At 69.6% G+C, this 17,911-nt stretch carries 14 protein-coding genes; 6 read left to right on the plus strand and 8 right to left on the minus strand.

Features of this window, described 5'->3' with window-relative positions:
- Positions 1-66: 66 nt before the first annotated feature.
- Positions 67-1,680, minus strand: a complete 1,614-nt coding sequence (locus OHB49_RS25295; RefSeq protein ID WP_329166613.1) for an MFS transporter — start codon at positions 1,678-1,680, stop codon at positions 67-69.
- Between the two features lie 433 nt (positions 1,681-2,113).
- Between OHB49_RS25295 and OHB49_RS25300 the strand changes: the two genes are divergently transcribed.
- Positions 2,114-2,902: an ABC transporter ATP-binding protein gene (locus OHB49_RS25300; protein ID WP_030976889.1), complete on the plus strand. Its 789-nt coding sequence runs from the start codon at positions 2,114-2,116 to the stop codon at positions 2,900-2,902.
- Positions 2,899-5,484, plus strand: a complete 2,586-nt coding sequence (locus OHB49_RS25305; RefSeq protein WP_329163254.1) for an ABC transporter permease — start codon at positions 2,899-2,901, stop codon at positions 5,482-5,484. Before OHB49_RS25300 ends, OHB49_RS25305 begins: the two co-directional genes overlap by 4 nt.
- A gap of 86 nt (positions 5,485-5,570) precedes the next feature.
- On the opposite strand, the gene OHB49_RS25310 is transcribed toward OHB49_RS25305, so the two are convergent.
- The 4 genes from OHB49_RS25310 to OHB49_RS25325 all read right to left on the minus strand — a co-directional run bounded on the left by OHB49_RS25310 (position 5,571) and on the right by OHB49_RS25325 (position 8,823).
- Positions 5,571-5,816 (minus strand): GntR family transcriptional regulator, encoded by a 246-nt coding sequence (locus tag OHB49_RS25310; protein ID WP_329163256.1) that lies wholly within the window; start codon positions 5,814-5,816, stop codon positions 5,571-5,573.
- Between the two features lie 182 nt (positions 5,817-5,998).
- Positions 5,999-6,289, minus strand: a complete 291-nt coding sequence (locus tag OHB49_RS25315; RefSeq protein WP_329163258.1) for a hypothetical protein — start codon at positions 6,287-6,289, stop codon at positions 5,999-6,001.
- 117 nt (positions 6,290-6,406) lie between these two features.
- A complete protein-coding gene (locus OHB49_RS25320) occupies positions 6,407-6,886 on the minus strand; it encodes a cupin domain-containing protein (protein ID WP_329163260.1) in 480 nt (159 codons plus the stop codon).
- Positions 6,887-7,446: 560 nt separating this feature from the next.
- Entirely contained in the window at positions 7,447-8,823 is a 1,377-nt protein-coding gene (locus tag OHB49_RS25325; protein ID WP_329163262.1) for a recombinase family protein, read from the minus strand.
- A 320-nt stretch (positions 8,824-9,143) separates the two neighbouring features.
- On the opposite strand from OHB49_RS25325, the gene mfd reads away from it, so the two are divergent.
- Positions 9,144-12,674: a transcription-repair coupling factor gene (gene mfd, locus OHB49_RS25330; protein WP_329163265.1), complete on the plus strand. Its 3,531-nt coding sequence runs from the start codon at positions 9,144-9,146 to the stop codon at positions 12,672-12,674.
- On the opposite strand, the gene OHB49_RS25335 is transcribed toward mfd, so the two are convergent.
- Positions 12,652-13,227, minus strand: coding sequence for a TetR/AcrR family transcriptional regulator (locus tag OHB49_RS25335; protein WP_329163266.1), 576 nt, complete (start codon positions 13,225-13,227; stop codon positions 12,652-12,654). The genes mfd and OHB49_RS25335 overlap by 23 nt on opposite strands.
- Positions 13,228-13,332: 105 nt before the next feature.
- Between OHB49_RS25335 and OHB49_RS25340 the strand changes: the two genes are divergently transcribed.
- From OHB49_RS25340 to OHB49_RS25350, 3 genes are all read left to right on the plus strand, one after another.
- Positions 13,333-14,199: an SCO6745 family protein gene (locus tag OHB49_RS25340; protein ID WP_329163268.1), complete on the plus strand. Its 867-nt coding sequence runs from the start codon at positions 13,333-13,335 to the stop codon at positions 14,197-14,199.
- Positions 14,200-14,359: 160 nt separating this feature from the next.
- Positions 14,360-15,103: an HNH endonuclease family protein gene (locus tag OHB49_RS25345; RefSeq protein ID WP_329166614.1), complete on the plus strand. Its 744-nt coding sequence runs from the start codon at positions 14,360-14,362 to the stop codon at positions 15,101-15,103.
- Between the two features lie 185 nt (positions 15,104-15,288).
- On the plus strand, positions 15,289-16,035 hold the full coding sequence (locus OHB49_RS25350; protein ID WP_030976909.1) for a hypothetical protein: 747 nt from the start codon (positions 15,289-15,291) through the stop codon (positions 16,033-16,035).
- 46 nt (positions 16,036-16,081) lie between these two features.
- Here OHB49_RS25350 and OHB49_RS25355 read toward each other — a convergent pair whose 3' ends face one another.
- Both OHB49_RS25355 and OHB49_RS25360 read right to left on the minus strand, forming a co-directional pair.
- On the minus strand, positions 16,082-16,813 hold the full coding sequence (locus tag OHB49_RS25355) for a hypothetical protein (protein WP_329163271.1): 732 nt from the start codon (positions 16,811-16,813) through the stop codon (positions 16,082-16,084).
- Between the two features lie 38 nt (positions 16,814-16,851).
- The gene (locus OHB49_RS25360; protein ID WP_329163273.1) at positions 16,852-17,697 is read right to left on the minus strand and encodes a DUF4190 domain-containing protein; all 846 of its coding nucleotides are present in this window, start codon (positions 17,695-17,697) and stop codon (positions 16,852-16,854) included.
- Positions 17,698-17,911 lie beyond the last annotated feature (214 nt).

A 17,911-nucleotide genomic window follows, 5' to 3' on the forward strand; every position in this document is an offset into this window, starting at 1 on the left:
GCGCGTACGTTACTCGTGAGTAAAGCGGCTGGGGAGGGGTTGGTCCGAACTACCTACGGTAACCCTTCAGTTGTCCAGTCCTTTGTTAGTTCCCGGGGTCTTCAGGAACCGGCTTCCGATATCGCCGCCGGCCTCCTCGGTGCCCTCCGCGAGGATCGGGAAACGGCGTGGCGCCACGAAGACCAGCACCAGCAGAGCCACCGCCGCAGCCGCTGCGGCCCCGAGGTAGACCTGGTCTACGGCCGCGTCGACGGCCCGCCGCAGGTAGTCCGCCCCGGCGGCCGAGAGCGCACCCGGGTCGTCCAGTGCGTGCGAGATCGCGTCCAGGTCGCCGGGCAGCCCGGGGACGGGCGCGTCGGCGAGCCGGGACGCGAGGACGCCGTTGGCGACGGCCCCGAAGAGCGCGGCGCCCAGACTCTGGCCGACCTGGCGGCAGAAGAGTACGGAGGCGGTCGTCGTGCCGCGTTCGGACCAGCCGACCGTCGACTGGACCCCCACGATCAACGGGAGCTGGAACAGTCCCAGCGCCGCACCCAGCAGCAGCATGATGAGGGCCGGCTGCCATGGCTCGCCGGGGTACGGCAGCAGTGGGAAGGACAGCAGGATCAGCAGGGCGCCGCTCATGCCGATGATCGCGGTGCGGCGGAACCCGATGCGGTTGTAGACCCGGTTGGACAGGGCCGCCGACACCGGCCAGCTCAGCGTCATCACGGAGAGCACGAAACCGGCGGCGATCGGCCCGAGGCCGAGGACCGACTGGGCGTACGTCGGCAGGAAGACGGTCGGGGCGACCATCAGCAGCCCCATCGCGCCCAGGGCCAGATTGACCGAGGCGATGGTCCGCCGCCGCCACACCCAGCCGGGGATGATCGGGTCGGCGGCGCGTCGCTCGATGACGACGGTCAGCGCGGCCAGAACGGCGCTCGCGCCCAGCAGGCCGAGCGACGGCGCCGACAGCCAGGGCCAGGCGACACCGCCCTGCACGAGCGCGGTCAGCAGCAGGGCGCCGGTCGCGAAGACGGCGAGGGCGCCCGCCCAGTCGATGCGGAGCCGGGATGCGCCCGCGGCGCGGTGGCCTCGCGACGGTTCGTGGAGGTGGCGTACGACCAGCCAGAGCGCGACCGCCCCGATCGGCAGATTGATCAGGAAGATCCAGCGCCAGTCGGCGTAGGTCGCGAGCAGGCCGCCGACCACCGGCCCTGCGACGGCGGACGTGGCCCAGACGGTGGACAGCCTGGCCTGGATCCTCGGACGTTCCTTGAGCGGGTAGAGGTCGGCGGCGATGGTCTGCACCGTCCCCTGCAGCGCGCCGCCGCCGAGTCCCTGGACGACGCGGAAGGCGATCAGGGCGGCCATGTTCCAGGCGGCCGCGCAGAGCACCGATCCGGCGAGGAAGAGGATGATGCCGGCGATCAGGACCGGCTTGCGGCCGAAGGTGTCGGAGAGCTTGCCGTAGACCGGGAGGGTGACGGTCACGGCCAGCAGATAGCCGGAGAAGAGCCAGGAGAAGACGGCGAACCCGCCGAGATCGCCGACGATCTGGGGGACCGCGGTGGAGACGATGGTGCCGTCGATCGCGGTCAGGGCCATGCCGAGCATCAGCGCGGCCACGACGCGGCCACGGCCACGGCCGTGGTGTGCGGTGGGGGAGGGGGCGGGGGCCGGTCCGGCCCCGGACATCGCTTCGGTATCGCCGCCCGCGCCGCTCACAAAGATCCCTTCCCCATGCACGTACTTTCCCGGGGACACTGTCTCACCCCCTGCCGTGCCAGGACACCGGAACGGTCACGGCTGCCCGTGACCGCCCATGGGTGGAGACCCTGAGATCCGGCTCCACCCATGGGCGGAGACCCCTAGGGGTAGCTCCTTACATCTGGCCGGGGACGGTTCCTCCCGGCGGAGGACGTGGCGGAGGGCTCCCGTTCCTTAGCGTGTTCCTACACCGCGATTTGCGGCTGACCGCAGGGGGCGGGGTGGGGAAAACCCCACCTGAAGACTGCGCTGGGCACCAGCGCGCCGACAGCCGTCAGGCCCCAGACTCAGTACGTACACAACGACGCACTCAGTACGTACACCACGACGTCCAGGTATCGACCGACATAGGAGAATTACCGTGACAACGGCTGTAACCATTCCCAGGCACGGGGGCACTGGAGGGCGTACGGCCGTCGCTGCGCGAGCGCGGCAGGTCGTCAAGGCGTACGGAGCGGGGGAGACCCGGGTCGTCGCGCTCGACCATGTAGATGTGGACATCGCCCGCGGGCAGTTCACGGCGATCATGGGCCCGTCCGGCTCCGGCAAGTCGACGCTGATGCACTGCCTGGCCGGTCTGGACACGGTGACCTCGGGTGAGATCCACCTGGACGAGACCGAGATCACGAAGCTCAAGGACAAGAAGCTCACCCAGCTCCGCCGGGACCGGATCGGCTTCATCTTCCAGGCGTTCAACCTGCTCCCGACGCTCAACGCGCTGGAGAACATCACGCTGCCGATGGACATCGCGGGCCGCAAGCCCGACGCCGACTGGCTGCGGCAGGTCGTGGATACGGTCGGTCTCGCCGAGCGGCTGAAGCACCGCCCCACCGAGCTCTCCGGCGGCCAGCAGCAGCGCGTCGCGGTGGCCCGGGCGCTCGCCGCCCGCCCGGAGATCATCTTCGGTGACGAGCCCACCGGGAACCTGGACTCGCGGGCCGGCGCCGAGGTGCTGAGCTTCCTGCGCAAGTCGGTCGACGAGCTGAACCAGACCATCGTCATGGTCACCCACGACCCGGTGGCCGCTTCCTACGCGGACCGGGTGCTGTACCTCGCTGACGGTCGCATCGTCGACGAGATGCACAACCCGACGGCCGACCAGGTCCTCGACCGCATGAAGGACTTCGACGCGCGCGGGCGGACGTCATGACCATCTGGAAGACCTCGGTGCGCAACTTCTTCGCGCACAAGGGACGGATGGCGCTCTCCGCCGTGGCGGTCCTGCTGTCGGTGGCGTTCGTGTGCGGCACGCTCGTCTTCACCGACACGATGAACACCACGTTCGACAAGCTGTTCGCGGCGACCTCGGCCGATGTCACCGTCAGCCCCAGGAAGGCGCAGGGCGCCGACGAAATGCCGCAGAACGGCAGGCCTGTCTCGCTGCCCGCCGCAGCCGTCGAGCAGGCCAGGAAGGCGGACGGGGTGAAGACCGCCGAGGGCGCGGTCACCAGCATGTCCGTCACCGTCGTCGACAGTCACAACAAGAACATGGGCTCCTCGACCGGCGCCCCGACGATCGCGGGCAACTGGACGCAGAACGACCTGCGTTCGATGGAGATCACCTCCGGACACGCACCGCGCGGACCGACCGAGGTCATGGTCGACGCCGACACCGCGGACAAGCACCACCTGAAGATCGGCGACGAGCTGCGCACCATCGCCGTCACCGGCGACATCAGGGCGACGATCAGCGGTATCGCCTCCTTCAAGGTCACCAACCCGGGTGCGGCCGTCGTCTACCTCGACACCGCCACCGCGCAGGCCAAGCTGCTCGGCAAGCCCGGTGTCTTCACCCACATCTCCGTCACCGCCGAACCCGGTGTCAGTGACACGCAGTTGAAGAAGAACGTCGCCACCGCCCTCGGTGACAGCGCCGCGTACAAGCTCCAGACCCAGCAGGAGGCCGCGGACGCCAACAAGGACTCGATGGGCTCCTTCCTCGACGTGATGAAGTACGCGATGCTCGGCTTCGCCGGGATCGCCTTCCTCGTCGGCATCTTTCTCATCGTCAACACCTTCTCGATGCTGGTGGCCCAGCGCACCCGCGAGATCGGCCTGATGCGGGCCATCGGCTCCAGTCGCAGGCAGGTCAACCGGTCCGTGCTGGTCGAGGCGCTGTTCCTCGGCTTCGTCGGCTCCGTCCTCGGCGTCGGTGCCGGAATCGGTGTCGCCGTCGGTCTGATGAAGCTCATGACCGCCATGGGCATGAACCTGTCCACCGAGGACCTCACGATCGCCTGGACGACTCCGGTGCTCGGGCTGGCGCTCGGCGTCATCGTCACCGTCGTCGCCGCGTACGTCCCGGCCCGCCGGGCCGGGAAGATCTCCCCGATGGCCGCCCTGCGCGACGCCGGCACCCCGACGGACGGCCGCGCCGGGCGGGTACGGGCCCTGATCGGTCTGGTCCTCACGGCCGCCGGTGGGGTCGCCCTGTACACCGCGGCGCAGGCCGACGAGGCGAGCGCCGGATCGCTCTTCCTCGGTGCCGGTGTGGTCTTCACCCTGATCGGCTTCATCGTGATCGGCCCGCTGCTGGCCGGCTTCGTGGTCCGGGTGCTCAGCACGGTGGTGCTGCGGATGTTCGGCCCGGTCGGGCGGATGGCGGAGCGCAACGCGCTGCGCAACCCGCGGCGTACCGGAGCGACCGGAGCGGCCCTGATGATCGGCCTCGCGCTGGTCGCCTGCCTCTCCGTCGTCGGCTCGTCGATGGTCGCCTCGGCGACCGAGGAGCTCGACAGGTCGGTCGGCGCGGACTTCATCGTCCAGCCGAGCGGCAACCCGCCCCAGCCGATCGTGCCGCAGGCCGCGAAGGCCCTGGAGGCCGTCCCGGGTATCGAGCACATCACCGACTACAAGTCCGTCAGTGCCAAGCTGACCGCCCCCGACGGCGCGGTCGAGGACGAGGGTGTCGTCGCCGCGGACCCGACGTACCAGGACGACCTGCGCCGCGAGACGGTCTCCGGGAATCTGGCCGACGCCTACGGCAAGGACGCCATGTCGGTCGGTGACGCGTACGCCACCCGGCACAAGGTCGAGGTCGGCGACCGGATCACCGTCGCGTTCAAGGACGGCGGGACGGCGAAGCTGAAGGTCGCCGCGATCACCTCGGACGACACGAACGTCGACAAGGGCGCGATGTACACCAGCATCACGACCGCCGAGAAGTACGTTCCCGCCGACAAGATGCCGAAGAACATGATCATGTTCGCCAAGGCGCAGGACGGCAAGGAGAAGGAGGCGTACACCGCCCTCAAGGACGCCCTCGCCGCTTACCCGCAGTACTCCGTGCAGAACCAGGCCGACTTCAAGCAGGATCTGAAGGACCAGATCGGCCAGCTGCTGAACATCGTCTACGGCCTGCTGGCGCTCGCGATCATCGTCGCGGTGCTCGGTGTGGTGAACACCCTGGCCCTGTCGGTGGTCGAGCGGACCCGGGAGATCGGCCTGATGCGCGCCATCGGCCTCTCCCGCCGCCAGCTGCGCCGCATGATCCGCCTGGAGTCGGTGGTCATCGCCCTCTTCGGTGCCCTGCTCGGCCTCGGCCTGGGCATGGGCTGGGGCACGGCTGCGCAGAAGCTGCTGGCCCTGGAAGGCCTCGGCGTGCTGGAGATTCCGTGGCCGACGATCCTCACGGTCTTCGTCGGCTCGGCCTTCGTCGGCCTGTTCGCAGCCCTGGTCCCGGCGTTCCGGGCGGGCCGGATGAACGTGCTGAACGCGATCGCCACCGAATAGCGGCCGCGGAGATCCACGTAGGATGACTGGTCCGGCCCCGGGGTGATCTTCCCGACAGGTGGAGGCTTGAGCACCTAGGGGCCGGATCAGTCGTTTGTGACGAACCACCCTCGCTGCGGGACAACGAACAACACGCCCTCGTCGGCGAGCAGGATCAGCGCCCGGCGAACAGTGCTGCGGGCTAGCCCGTACTCCTGCACCAACTGCCCCTCGCTGGGGATGGCACGCCCGGCCGACCAGTCACCGCGCGCGATACGGGCCCGCAGGATCTCGGCTAGCTGCCGGTACGGGGTCAGCGGTGCACCGGGGTCAATGACGTCGTCTGCGTCCATGGGGCCAGCCTGCGCGTACCGCTACGGCTCGGCACAACGCGCGAGAGCCCCCTACCGGCCTCTCAGTAACGGGAAGCTGATAGGGGGCTTTGCTGTGCTGCGGGATGCCGAGGCGGCCATTGAGAGATACCGGCGGCCGGTCCTCTCGGACACGCCGTAATGGTCGGCCGGCGTGCGACCGGTCACGGGTCGGCCAGTCCCGCAGCGAGTGATGCCATGGCCGTGCGGACGTCCTCGGCGCTCGGCGGGGTGACCGGTTCGGTGTCCGGCACGCTGGCTTCAGAGTCCTGCCACAGGTCAGCGTCCGGCCACGTGTCCGGCAGGCTCTCGACGGGCGCAGGCTCCACGGGGACCGGCACGGCCGCAGGCGTCCGGTGCATCCGCCACAGGGCCAGCGGGAATACAGCATGCAGTCCGGCCGAAACCCAGGTATCGACGCTGGCCAACGACTCGGCGGTCAAGACACCGGCCACGTTCGCCGCAATGGACACGAGGACGGACAGCGCTACATCACGCCGTGTCCGCACCGGCCGGGCCGCTTTCGGGCAGTCCCGGCTGTGTCACGCAGGGACCACAGCACTCAGCGCAGCCTAGTCGTCGAGCATGTCGGTGTTGTACTGGTCGTGCCTGATCCGGAAGGCTTTCAACTCTTCGCGGCTGCGCTGTGAGTACTCCGCCACCTTCTCGAAGTACTCCTCCCTGGGAGCTCCCGGTGTGAAGAGCAGCAGCAGCGACACCGGGGCGTCGCTGTCGTTCTGGAAGGCGTGGAGCCCGCCGGCCGGTACGTAGAGGAAGTCTCCCTCGCCTCCTGTGACCCAGCGTTCGCCGTTGTAGAGCCGGACCTCGCCGGACAGGACGTAGAAGGACTCGGAGATCGTACGGTGAAAGTGTTCCGTGGCGCCCATGACCTTCGGCCCCATGTCGATCTTGTACAGGCCGAACTCGCCGTTGGTGTTCTCCTGCTTGGCCACGTAGCTGATGAAGCCGGTGTCGGGCTCCGGGGATGCAGGTCGGAACAGTGCGCTGACCTGGCCCCTTTCGCCGAGATAGCGGGGCTCTGGATAGGACATGGCGACTTCCTTTCGGGTCGGCCTTGGGCGCCGCACAGGAGGGGCCTCGGCAGGAGTCATGCAGCACCCCACTGAGCCGACCCCGATCGAATCGACCACGCACCGGAAGGGAGCCGGTCCGCCGGAGGCTGCGCGCTCCTTCAGCAAACCGTCTTTTTCTGAAGATCGCTCTGTGGAGCCGGTCCGGCCGTCCCGCAGGATGACCAGGGCATTTGAACGCGTTCAGATTAGGCGGACTTGCTCGAATGTGCAGCGGCATACAGGCGTAGCGCCTTGCGCATCACGCTGGTCACTGACTCGCGCTGTTCGGTGCATATCTCCTGCAGCAAGTGCCAATCGCTGACGTGTAGTCGAATGCGAATGTGTTTGATCACGCAGCCTCTTCCCTGCGCTGCCGGCGCAGTTCCCGTGTGTACTCCGTCTTGCACTCTCGGCACCAGGGCTGGAAACCCCGGCGAGCCGCGAATGCGAATGCGGACTCCGGCTTATCCCGGTCGCAGCGTGTGCAGTAGCTACTGGCTACAGCGAGGTGGCTGGCGCGTCATGTCGGCGTCCCCTGGTCATTCATCCCGGAGCACGGCATCAGCAGCGTCGGCGGCGTGGTCCGGTCCCCACGTGATGCTCAGCCGGTCTGCCTGCCGCTTCGGTCCGAGCTCAACTCGCAGCCCCATTCCAGCAAGTAGCCGTGTCCGTTCCGCTGTGTCCTCCCATGCCGTCGCCAGGGTCCTCCCGGTGGGTACAGGCACCTCCCGGACTTCCGGGTCATGAGCGGCCCGCAAAGCGGCATACGCGGCCTCCAGCTCCTCGGCCATGCTTTCCAGGGTGCTGATCATCAGCGGCCCGGCAGACTTCATTCGCTGTCCGAGGCGCTCCGCTTGCTCCTGCGCTTCGATCATCTCCGCGGACAGGTCGTTGCCACCTTCACGGCGAACCACGGTTTCAGTGAACTCGCCCCAGGCAGCGAGGAATTCAGCCTCCACCCGTTCATCCAGCTTCGCGGCCGTGATGCTGACGTGTCCGGCCTTGCACTTGTAGCGGGGCACACCCTCGGACATGCCGCCGTTGAGCCGTCCACCACAGCGCTCACAGAAGGCAAGCCCAGCACACATCGGCGCTGCTTTGCGGGGAGCGCGATCCGTACCTGTAGCCAGCGCTGCGAGGCGTTCCCGAATGGCCTTGGCGTCCGCCGCAGTGATGATGGGCTCGGCGAACTGAACGGGCGTGATCCCATCCTCGGCGAGCACTGGGGCGCCCTTGTATTCGCGCTGTCCGCGCAGGGTGGCCGACTTCAGCAGTGAGCGCCACGCCCTATCGGTGAGCCCGACCAGAGGTGCCGTACCGGTCACCGTGCCCCCGTCGACCAGCTTGGTGATAGCGGCGCGTACGAGCGTGGCTTGGGCAGCGTCGACAGCGAGATACGCGGCACTATCCCGGCGCTCGATGCGGTAGCCGTAGGGGGCCGGACCGGACGACCACCGACCCCGATTCCGCCGGGTCTCGTGTCCCTCGACGATGCGGCTGGTGATCATGCTGCGCTCCCATTCAGCGAGAGCGGCGAGCGCCGTTGCGACCATGCGGCCAGTCGGCGACGTCGTGTCAATGGTGCCGTCCGTGGTGGCCAGGGCGGCGCCGTGCGCTTCGGACCAGGCGACGAGCCGAAGGAACTCGGAGACGCTGCGGGCGTAGCGGTCCAGCTTCCACGCGACGATGACAGCGGGACGAGCATCCATGAGCGCCGACATGCCCGCTCGCTGCTCCAACGGCTTGGCACCGGATACCCCAGCGTCCAGATACTCCACAGCTTCCGCCGGGTCATGGCCATGCGCCTCCAACCAGCGGTGGGCGGCTGCTCGCTGTGTGTCCAGGGATGCACTGTCCTCGCTGTCCCGGCTGAGGCGGAGGTAGATGGCGAGCTTGGCGTTCTCGGGTGTCGTCACGTGCTCAAAGGTATCGGAGTTCCGGCAAACACCTCGGGGCCGGATGCGGGAGAGGACGCCGGAGGACGTGGTCACCCTCAGGGGGACGGCCAGGGTGCGCAGGGGGTGCGGCCGGGGTACGACGTGCTGTCGGACGTCGCCGGCCTGTGCCGGAGGGCGACCGGATCCGGCCCGCCGAGCCGGATTGCGGGCGCGGGTGTCACAGGGGAGTCGTACGCTGGGAACCCCCGGCCCGTGATACGTGTCGGGCCCTTCGCGTTGCCCCCTGGCAGCAGCCGGCTGCCGGGACCTCGCCCTCGTAACCCGGACGGAAGCCCTTCATGAGCCTGCACGGTCTGCTGGATGTCGTCGTACGTGACCCGGCACTCGCCGAAGCGGTGAAGGCCGCCACCGACGGCCACCGGATGCATGTCGACCTCGTCGGCCCTGCCGCTGCCCGCCCCTTCGCCGTGGCCGCACTGGCCCGCGAGGTCGGGCGGACGGTGCTCGCCGTCACCGCGACCGGACGGGAGGCCGAGGATCTGGCCGCCGCCCTGCGGACGCTGCTGCCCCCGGACAGCATCGCCGAGTTCCCGTCCTGGGAGACCCTGCCGCACGAGCGCCTCTCACCGCGCTCCGACACGGTGGGCCGCCGTCTCGCGGTGCTGCGCCGGCTCGCGCACCCGAGGGTCGACGACCCGGAGACCGGCCCGGTCAGCGTCGTCGTCGCACCGGTGCGTTCCGTACTGCAGCCGCAGGTCAAGGGGCTCGGCGACCTGGAGCCCGTGGCGCTGCGTATCGGTCAGAGCGCCGATCTCGGCAAGACCGTCGAGGCGCTCGCGGCAGCCGCGTACTCCCGGGTCGAACTGGTCGAGAAGCGCGGTGAGTTCGCCGTCCGTGGCGGCATTCTGGACGTTTTCCCGCCGACCGAGGAGCACCCCCTCCGGGTGGAGTTCTGGGGCGACGACGTCGAGGAGATCCGCTACTTCAAGATCGCCGACCAGCGGTCGCTGGAGATCGCCGAGCACGGGCTGTGGGCGCCGCCCTGCCGTGAGCTGCTGCTCACCGACGACGTACGCGAACGGGCCGCCGCCCTCGCCGAACGCCACCCGGAGCTGGGCGAGCTGCTCGGCAAGATCGCCGAGGGGATCGCGGTGGAGGGCATGGAGTCCCTCGCCCCGGTCCTCGTCGACGACATGGAGCTGCTGCTCGACGTGCTGCCCAAGGGGTCGATGGCGCTGGTCTGCGACCCTGAGCGGGTCCGCACCAGGGCAGCGGACCTGGTCGCCACCAGCCAGGAGTTCCTCCAGGCGTCCTGGGCGGCGACAGCCGGTGGCGGTGAGGCCCCGATCGATGTCGACGCCGCCTCCCTGTGGGGCATCGCGGACGTCCGCGACCGGGCCCGCGAGCTGAACATGATGTGGTGGTCGGTCTCCCCGTTCGCCGCCGACGCCGAGCTCGACGAAGACACGCTGAAGCTCACGATGCACGCCCCGGAGTCGTACCGCGGTGACACCGCCCGGGCGCTCGCCGACACCAAGGGCTGGCTCGCCGAGGGCTGGCGCACGGTGTACGTCACCGAGGGCCAGGGGCTCGCCACCCGTACCGTCGAGGTGCTCGGCGGCGAAGGCATCCCGGCCCGCCTCGACGCGGACCTGGCGGAGATCTCGCCGTCCGTGGTCCATGTCTCGTGCGGTGCGATCGATCACGGCTTCGTCGACCCTGCGCTGAAGCTCGCCGTCCTCACCGAGACGGACCTGACCGGTCAGCGCACCGCCACCAAGGACCTGGGCCGGATGCCGGCCCGCCGCCGCAAGACCATCGACCCGCTGACGCTGGAGACGGGCGACTACATCGTCCACGAGCAGCACGGTGTGGGCCGCTACATCGAGATGGTGCAGCGCACGGTGCAGGGCGCCACCCGCGAGTACCTCCTCGTCGAGTACGCCCCCGCCAAGCGCGGCCAGCCCGGCGACCGCCTCTACATCCCGACCGACCAGCTGGAGCAGGTCACCAAGTACGTCGGCGGCGAGGCCCCCACCCTGCACCGGCTCGGCGGCGCCGACTGGACGAAGACCAAGGCGCGCGCCAAGAAGGCCGTCAAGGAGATCGCCGCCGACCTCATCAAGCTCTACTCGGCGCGGATGGCGGCGCCCGGCCATGTCTTCGGCCCCGACACCCCGTGGCAGCGCGAACTGGAGGACGCCTTCCCGTACGCGGAGACGCCGGACCAGCTCACCACGATCGCCGAGGTCAAGGAGGACATGGAGAAGTCGGTCCCGATGGACCGGCTGATCTGCGGCGACGTCGGGTACGGCAAGACGGAGATCGCAGTCCGCGCCGCGTTCAAGGCGGTGCAGGACGGCAAGCAGGTGGCCGTTCTGGTCCCCACGACGCTCCTGGTCCAGCAGCACTACGGCACGTTCACCGAGCGCTACTCCCAATTCCCGGTCAGCGTGCGGGCGCTGAGCCGCTTCCAGTCCGATTCCGCGTCGAAGGCGACCCTTCAGGGCCTGCGCGAGGGCTCCGTCGACCTGGTCATCGGCACGCACCGGTTGTTCTCCTCGGAGACGAAGTTCAAGGACCTGGGGCTGGTCATCGTCGACGAGGAGCAGCGCTTCGGCGTCGAGCACAAGGAGCAGCTGAAGAAGCTCCGGGCCAATGTCGACGTCCTCACCATGTCCGCGACGCCGATCCCGCGCACGCTCGAGATGGCTGTCACCGGCATCCGTGAGATGTCGACGATCACCACGCCTCCCGAGGAGCGCCACCCGGTTCTGACCTTCGTCGGCCCGTACGAGGAGAAGCAGATCGGCGCGGCCATCCGTCGTGAACTGCTGCGTGAGGGGCAGGCGTTCTACATCCACAACCGTGTCGAGTCCATCGACCGCGCGGCCGCCCGCCTCCGCCAGATCGTTCCCGAGGCCCGGATCGCGACCGCACACGGACAGATGTCGGAACAGTCCCTGGAGCAGGTCGTCGTCGACTTCTGGGAGAAGAAGTTCGACGTCCTGGTCTCCACGACGATCGTCGAGTCCGGCATCGACATCTCCAACGCCAACACGCTGATCGTGGAGCGCGGCGACAACTTCGGCCTCTCCCAGCTCCACCAGCTGCGCGGCCGCGTCGGCCGTGGCCGGGAGCGCGGTTACGCGTACTTCCTGTACCCGCCGGAGAAGCCGCTCACCGAGACGGCCCACGAGCGCCTTGCCACGATCGCCCAGCACACGGAGATGGGTGCGGGAATGTACGTGGCCATGAAGGACCTGGAGATCCGCGGCGCCGGAAACCTGCTGGGCGGCGAACAGTCCGGCCACATCGCGGGCGTCGGCTTCGACCTGTACGTACGCATGGTCGGCGAGGCCGTCGCCGACTACCGGGCCTCGCTCGAAGGCGGCGTCGAGGAGGAGCCGCCGCTGGAGGTCAAGATCGAGCTCCCGGTCGACGCGCACGTCCCGCACGACTACGCCCCGGGCGAGCGGCTGCGTCTGCAGGCGTACCGCGCGATCGCGTCCGCCACCACGGAGGACGACATCAAGGCGGTCCGCGAGGAGCTCACCGACCGCTACGGCAAGCTCCCGGAGCCGGTCGAGAACCTCCTGCTGGTCGCGGGCCTGCGGATGCTGGCCCGTGCCTGCGGCGTCGGTGACATCGTGCTCCAGGGCCCGAACATCCGGTTCGCCCCGGTGGAGCTGCGCGAGTCGCAGGAACTGCGCCTGAAGCGCCTCTACCCGAAGACGGTGATCAAGCCGGCCCTCCACCAGATCCTGGTCCCGCGCCCGACCACCGGAAGGGTCGGCGGCAAGCCGGTCGTCGGCCGCGAACTGCTGGCCTGGACCGGCGAGTTCCTCACGACGATTCTGGGGTCGTGAACAACAGCCCGGTGAGCGACCGGAACACCTCCTCGGCGTTCCGGTCGCCCAGCGGGTCGTTCAGGTTGCCGCTCAGGAGCAGGGTGGCGTAGCCGTGGGCGAGGGACCAGGCGGCGATGCCGGCGAGTCGCGGGTCGTCACCGCGTCCCCCGGCGGGGAGGCCGGTGACCCCTGCGCGCAGCGCCTGTGCCGCGCGGGCCTTCGCCGCGAGGAGTTCCGGGTCGTCCGGGCGGTAGAGCTCCGGCTGGAACATCACCTGGAAGTGCGCGGGGTGGCCGGTCGCGAACCGTACGTACCGCACGCCCCTCTCCCGTAGGTCCGGCGCGTCGGCGAGGGCGTCGGCGAAGAGCGCGTACCCCTCGGCGGCGATGGCGGTGAGCAGGCCCGTGCGGTCCTTGAAGTGGTGGGCGGGGGCGGCGTGGGAGACGCCGGCCCGGCGGGCCAGGTCGCGCAGGCTCAGGGCGCCGGGGCCCTCGGTGCGGATGACGTCGAGTGCGGCGGTGAGGACGGCCCGCCGCAGGTCGCCGTGGTGGTAGGTGCGATCGCTGCTCATGGTCAGCACATTACGCGGAATCTAGTCATTGACAAGTTCGGGTGGAGCGAGGATTCTCTAGAACTAGTCAGCGACAAGATGATGGATCGGCCGGAGGGTGGAGACATGTCCGAGGAGTTGGGTCGCGTACGTCAGATGTGGCACCTCCTGGAGCCTCTGCACGCGGTGCTCTATTACGCGCCGGAGGCGTTCGAGGAGGCTGCCGTGCTCGGCTACCGCACCGATGAGCGCTGGCCCAGCTACTTCGCCTGGCGCGCGGCGCCGCTGGGGGCGGTCGACGCGGAGCGGGTTGCCGAAACCTTCTACAGCTTCAGTCCGCAGATGGTGCGGGAGCACATTCCGGCCGCCTGGTCCGTCGCCTCTCCCGATGTGGTGGTCGCGGCCCGCACGAAGGCGGTCGACCGTGCGTACCGGGCGCTGTTCGGGGAACAGGCCGCCGGCCCGGAGATCACCGAGGCCGCCGTGCTGGCCCGGCGCGTCGCGGAGGCAGTGGACGTGACCGGTCGTCCGTTGGCCGAGGCCAACGCCGCCCTGCCGTGGCCGGACGAACCGCATGCGGCGCTCTGGCACGCGGCGACGGTTCTGCGCGAGCACCGCGGGGACGGGCACATCGCCGCCCTCGCCGAGGCGGGGCTCGACCCCGTCGAGTCGCTGGTCTCGTTCGCCGGCATCGGTGCCGCACGCCCGGAGGTGTTCGAGAGCCGGGCCTGGAGCGGCGAGGAGTGGAGCGCGGCCCGTGGACGGCTGGTGAAGCGTGGGCTGTTGGAGGAGGACGGTACGGCGACGGGGGCGGGCCGGGCGCTGCGCACCGAAGTCGAGCGGCGCACCGACGAGCAGGCGGCCGCACCCTGGCGGGTGCTCGGCGAGGGGGAGCGGGAGCGGCTCGTGGAGCTCCTGGGGCCGTTGTGGGTCGCGGCGATCGGGTCCGGGCTGCTGCCGTCCGAGACGACGCTCGGCATCGGGAAGGTGTGAGGAGGAAGGTGTCGGGCGAGCGGGAGTGTGATTCGGGCCGCATCACTCGGGTATCGCGGCCATGAACGTCCGTCAGCGGGGAAGACGTCCGTAGGATTCGCGGGTTCGACTTCCCCCGTCAGGACGGCTTCGAGTGATATCTCCCCACGCGTACCGAGTGATGCTGCCTGCGCTGGCCGCGGCGGCGGTTCTGGCCCTGGCGGGCTGCGACCCCGATGACGTGACCGCCGGTGGCAGCGGATCGGCGGGCGGCGGGCAGTCGGCGGGCGGCTTCGGCGCCGGCCCGCTGAGCAACCCCGACGGTACGAAGCCCGGCCTCGCCCCTCTCACCTCCGACGCGGACCGGGCCGCCGCCCGGAAGCTCATCGAGAAGGTGAGCACGAAGGGCCGCGGGCCGAAGACCGGTTACGAGCGGGACAAGTTCGGCTACGCCTGGAAGGATTCGGTCGACGGCATCCCGCTGTCCCGCAACGGCTGCGACACCCGCAACGACCTGTTGGCCAGGGACGGAAAGGATGTCGAACTCCGGTCGGGTTCGGACTGCGTCGTCGTCTCCATGACCCTCAAGGACCCGTACACCGGATCGACCATCGAGTGGAGCAAGCAGCAGGCGACGAAGGTCCAGATCGACCACGTGATGCCGCTCTCGTACGACTGGCAGATGGGCGCCTCCCGCTGGCCCGAGGCCAAGCGCCAGCAGATCGCCAACGACCCGCTCAACCTCATCCCGGTCGACGGCCCGGCCAACAACGCCAAGCGTGACTCCGGCCCGGCCTCCTGGCTGCCGCCGTACAAGCGGATCCGCTGCTCGTACGCGGTGCGGTTCGCGCAGGTCTCGCTGAAGTACGCGCTGCCGGTGACCACCGCCGACAAGCGGGCGATGCTGGCGCAGTGCGGCGGTTGACGGCGTCGGGCCGCTGAGAAGGGGACACGCACGAGGCCCTGGAGGCAGCCGCCCCTCCGGGTGGGTCCGGGGGCCGACGGTGCCGGACGGTGCCGGGCGTACGCGCGGTCACGTGGCCGCGGCCGTGCGGCGGGCCATCGGTAAACGGGTTGGCTTCGAGGGGTCCGCTGCCTAGCGTGTGGGGGATGGAGCTGAAGATCACCACCCTCGCCGCGCGCCCCGAGCTCGCCGGGCCCATGCAGGAGATGCCCGAGACCTGGCCGGAGTTCGTCCTGGAGGACCTCGTCGGGTGGGCCAACTTCCCCAGGCTCGCCGTCGATTTCCCGGAGTACGCGCTCGTCGCGACGGACCCGGACGGTGCCGTCGCCGCGCGGGCGTACAGCGTGCCGTTCGCGCTGCATGCCCCGGGGCGCGGGGAGTTGCCCGAGGGCGGCTGGGACCAGTCGCTGCTGTGGGCCTTCTCCGACCTGCGGCGTGGGCGTACGCCGGACACGGTCGGCGCGGTCGAGATCGCCGTCGCCAAGGGGCGGCAGGGGGAGGGGATTTCGGGGCGGATGGTCGCCGCGATGCGGGAGAACGCCGGGCGGCTCGGGTTCCGCGAGCTCGTCGCCCCGGTGCGGCCGAGCGCCAAGCACCTGGACGCCTCGGCCCCGATGGAGGAGTACGCCCGCCGGACCCGGGCGGAGGACGGGCTTCCGTACGATCCGTGGCTGCGCGTCCATGTGCGGGCGGGCGGGGTGATCGAGGCGGTGGCGCCGGTGTCCATGACGGTGTCGGGTTCCCTCGAGCGGTGGCGGTCCTGGACCGGGCTGCCGTTCGACGAGGAGGGTCCGGTGGAGGTTCCGGGGGCGTTGGTGCCGGTGCACTGTTCGGTGGCGCACGGATACGCGGTGTATGTGGAGCCCAATGTGTGGGTGCGGCACCGGGTGTGACGACGAACGACCCGCCTGTACGTGTGTGTACAGGCGGGTCCGTGTGTCAGACGGCCGGTCCCTTCACCGTGAACGGTTTGTCGAACTCGGTGAACTCGACGGTGAGCGGGGTCCCGGTGCTGGAGCGCAGCTTCAGGAGGTGGGGCCTGCCCTCCGCGGCCACCGCCGCCTGCCATGTCCCCCTGCCCGCCCGGCCGGTGAGGGACAGGGCGGGCATGGAACCGACAGTGGTCGCCCTCCCCTTGTGCGCGGTATCGCTGTTCTCCGCCAGGCGGTCGAGGAATCCCTTCCGGTCGCAGTAGCCCAGGGCCTGCGCCGTGAACCTGTCGGCGCGGTCCGCCTTCACCCAGCGGCCCGTGAGCTTCTTGACCTCGGCGTCCGTGCCGGTGTGCGGCCGGTCCGCGGAAGCCGCCCGCAGCATCGCCTCGTCGGACTGGGCGTAGACCGTGCTGCCGGTCCTGACCAGGTCCATCGTGCCTGCCGCGCCCATGGACAGGGTCACCGTGCACTCGCCCCTGATGTCGGTGGCCACGTACGCCTCGACCGGGGTGCCGTCGGGCGACTTCGTTCCCATGGTGATACGTACCGACTTGGCGGCCCGGGTCGCCGCCAGGGCCTTGTCGGCGACTTCGGGTCCCGTCAGCCGGGCGAACGGCGCGGTGTCGTGCTGCTGCGCGAACACCGGGCTGCAGGCCGTGAGAGCCAGGGCCGTGACGGCGCAGAGCGTCGCTGTCGCGGTGCGCACAGCGGTTGCCGTGATGCGGGCGAGGAGGCGCATGGTCGGGTTCCCGTCGGGGTGGCGAAGGGCGGGGCGCTCTAGAGCTTCAGGTCCCACTGGGTGGCGTCGTACGTGAAGCCGGGGTTGACCTCGACGGTCAGGTCCTTGGCGTCCGCGGGGGCGTCGAAGGCGAACTGGACGGTGACCTTCTTGCCCGGCAGGACCGTGCCGCTGAAGCCCTCGCCGACCTTGCCGTCGAAGATCTGCTCGGCGTCCACACCGTCCTTGCCGGCCCGCGCCTCGACGTTGACGAGCGCCGAGTCGAACTTCTCCTTGCCCGCGTTCTCGATGACCACGGCGATCCGGTACGCCTTGTTGCCCTTCGTGTGACCGGCGGCGAACGAGTCGGGGGTGTACGAGGTCGCGTCGCCGACCGTGACCGTCAGATCGTCGTCGTAGACGGCCGAGTCACCGGCCTCCAGCGCCTTCCCGGCGTCCGGCTTGCCGCCGGAGTCCTTGTCCTTGTTCTTTCCGGAGCCCGTGTCGCCGGCCTTCGGCGCGGCGGTGGCCGTGGTGTCCGACACCGCCCTGTCGAGCTCGTCCACCGCGTCGCCCACCGCCTTGAACGTGATCACCGCACCGACCAACGAGAGGATCAGCGCGATCAGGCCGAGGACGGCGCCGAACGTGGTCGCGCCCTTGTTGGTGGCTTCGCCGCGCTTGACCCGGCCGCGGCCGACCAGGCCGAGGATCAGGGCGATGACGCCGAGGATGCCTGCCAGCCAGAAGAGGAACGGGATCAGGCCGGAGACGGCGCCGATGATGCCGAGGATCAGCGCCGAGATGCCGAGGCCGTTGCGGGCCGGGCGCAGGCCCGGCGTCTGGGCCGGGGCGTACGGCTGCTGGGGCTGCGGGGACTGCGGCGGCTGCGTGAACTGGGACATGGCTGTGCCCTCCGGCAAGTGCAGGGATGAGTGGTGAGCGGAATGCTGCGCCGCCTGGTGTAGCGGCAGGTCAATAACAGCAGAGCTTGTGAACCGAGTCAACACAGTTCGCGCGAAACGGATTCATGCACGGCGTGAATCGATGTCGTGTGAACGGCTCGGTATGCTCGCCTACACAGAGCAGGCAGCGCGGACGGATCAGGACCAGGACGCC

Origin of the sequence: Streptomyces sp. NBC_01717, assembly GCF_036248255.1 — a bacterium.
In the GTDB taxonomy this organism is placed as follows: domain Bacteria; phylum Actinomycetota; class Actinomycetes; order Streptomycetales; family Streptomycetaceae; genus Streptomyces.

What these genes read in the sequence shown, in the direction of transcription:
- mfd (WP_329163265.1), top strand. Translation starts at nt 9,144, where the DNA reads ATGAGCCTGCACGGTCTGCTGGATGTCGTCGTACGTGACCCGGCACTC.
- OHB49_RS25305 (WP_329163254.1), top strand. Translation starts at nt 2,899, where the DNA reads ATGACCATCTGGAAGACCTCGGTGCGCAACTTCTTCGCGCACAAGGGA.
- OHB49_RS25335 (WP_329163266.1), bottom strand. Translation starts at nt 13,227, where the DNA reads ATGAGCAGCGATCGCACCTACCACCACGGCGACCTGCGGCGGGCCGTC.
- OHB49_RS25320 (WP_329163260.1), bottom strand. Translation starts at nt 6,886, where the DNA reads ATGTCCTATCCAGAGCCCCGCTATCTCGGCGAAAGGGGCCAGGTCAGC.
- OHB49_RS25355 (WP_329163271.1), bottom strand. Translation starts at nt 16,813, where the DNA reads ATGCGCCTCCTCGCCCGCATCACGGCAACCGCTGTGCGCACCGCGACA.
- OHB49_RS25310 (WP_329163256.1), bottom strand. Translation starts at nt 5,816, where the DNA reads ATGGACGCAGACGACGTCATTGACCCCGGTGCACCGCTGACCCCGTAC.
- OHB49_RS25345 (WP_329166614.1), top strand. Translation starts at nt 14,360, where the DNA reads ATGCTGCCTGCGCTGGCCGCGGCGGCGGTTCTGGCCCTGGCGGGCTGC.
- OHB49_RS25340 (WP_329163268.1), top strand. Translation starts at nt 13,333, where the DNA reads ATGTCCGAGGAGTTGGGTCGCGTACGTCAGATGTGGCACCTCCTGGAG.
- OHB49_RS25360 (WP_329163273.1), bottom strand. Translation starts at nt 17,697, where the DNA reads ATGTCCCAGTTCACGCAGCCGCCGCAGTCCCCGCAGCCCCAGCAGCCG.
- OHB49_RS25295 (WP_329166613.1), bottom strand. Translation starts at nt 1,680, where the DNA reads ATGTCCGGGGCCGGACCGGCCCCCGCCCCCTCCCCCACCGCACACCAC.
- OHB49_RS25350 (WP_030976909.1), top strand. Translation starts at nt 15,289, where the DNA reads ATGGAGCTGAAGATCACCACCCTCGCCGCGCGCCCCGAGCTCGCCGGG.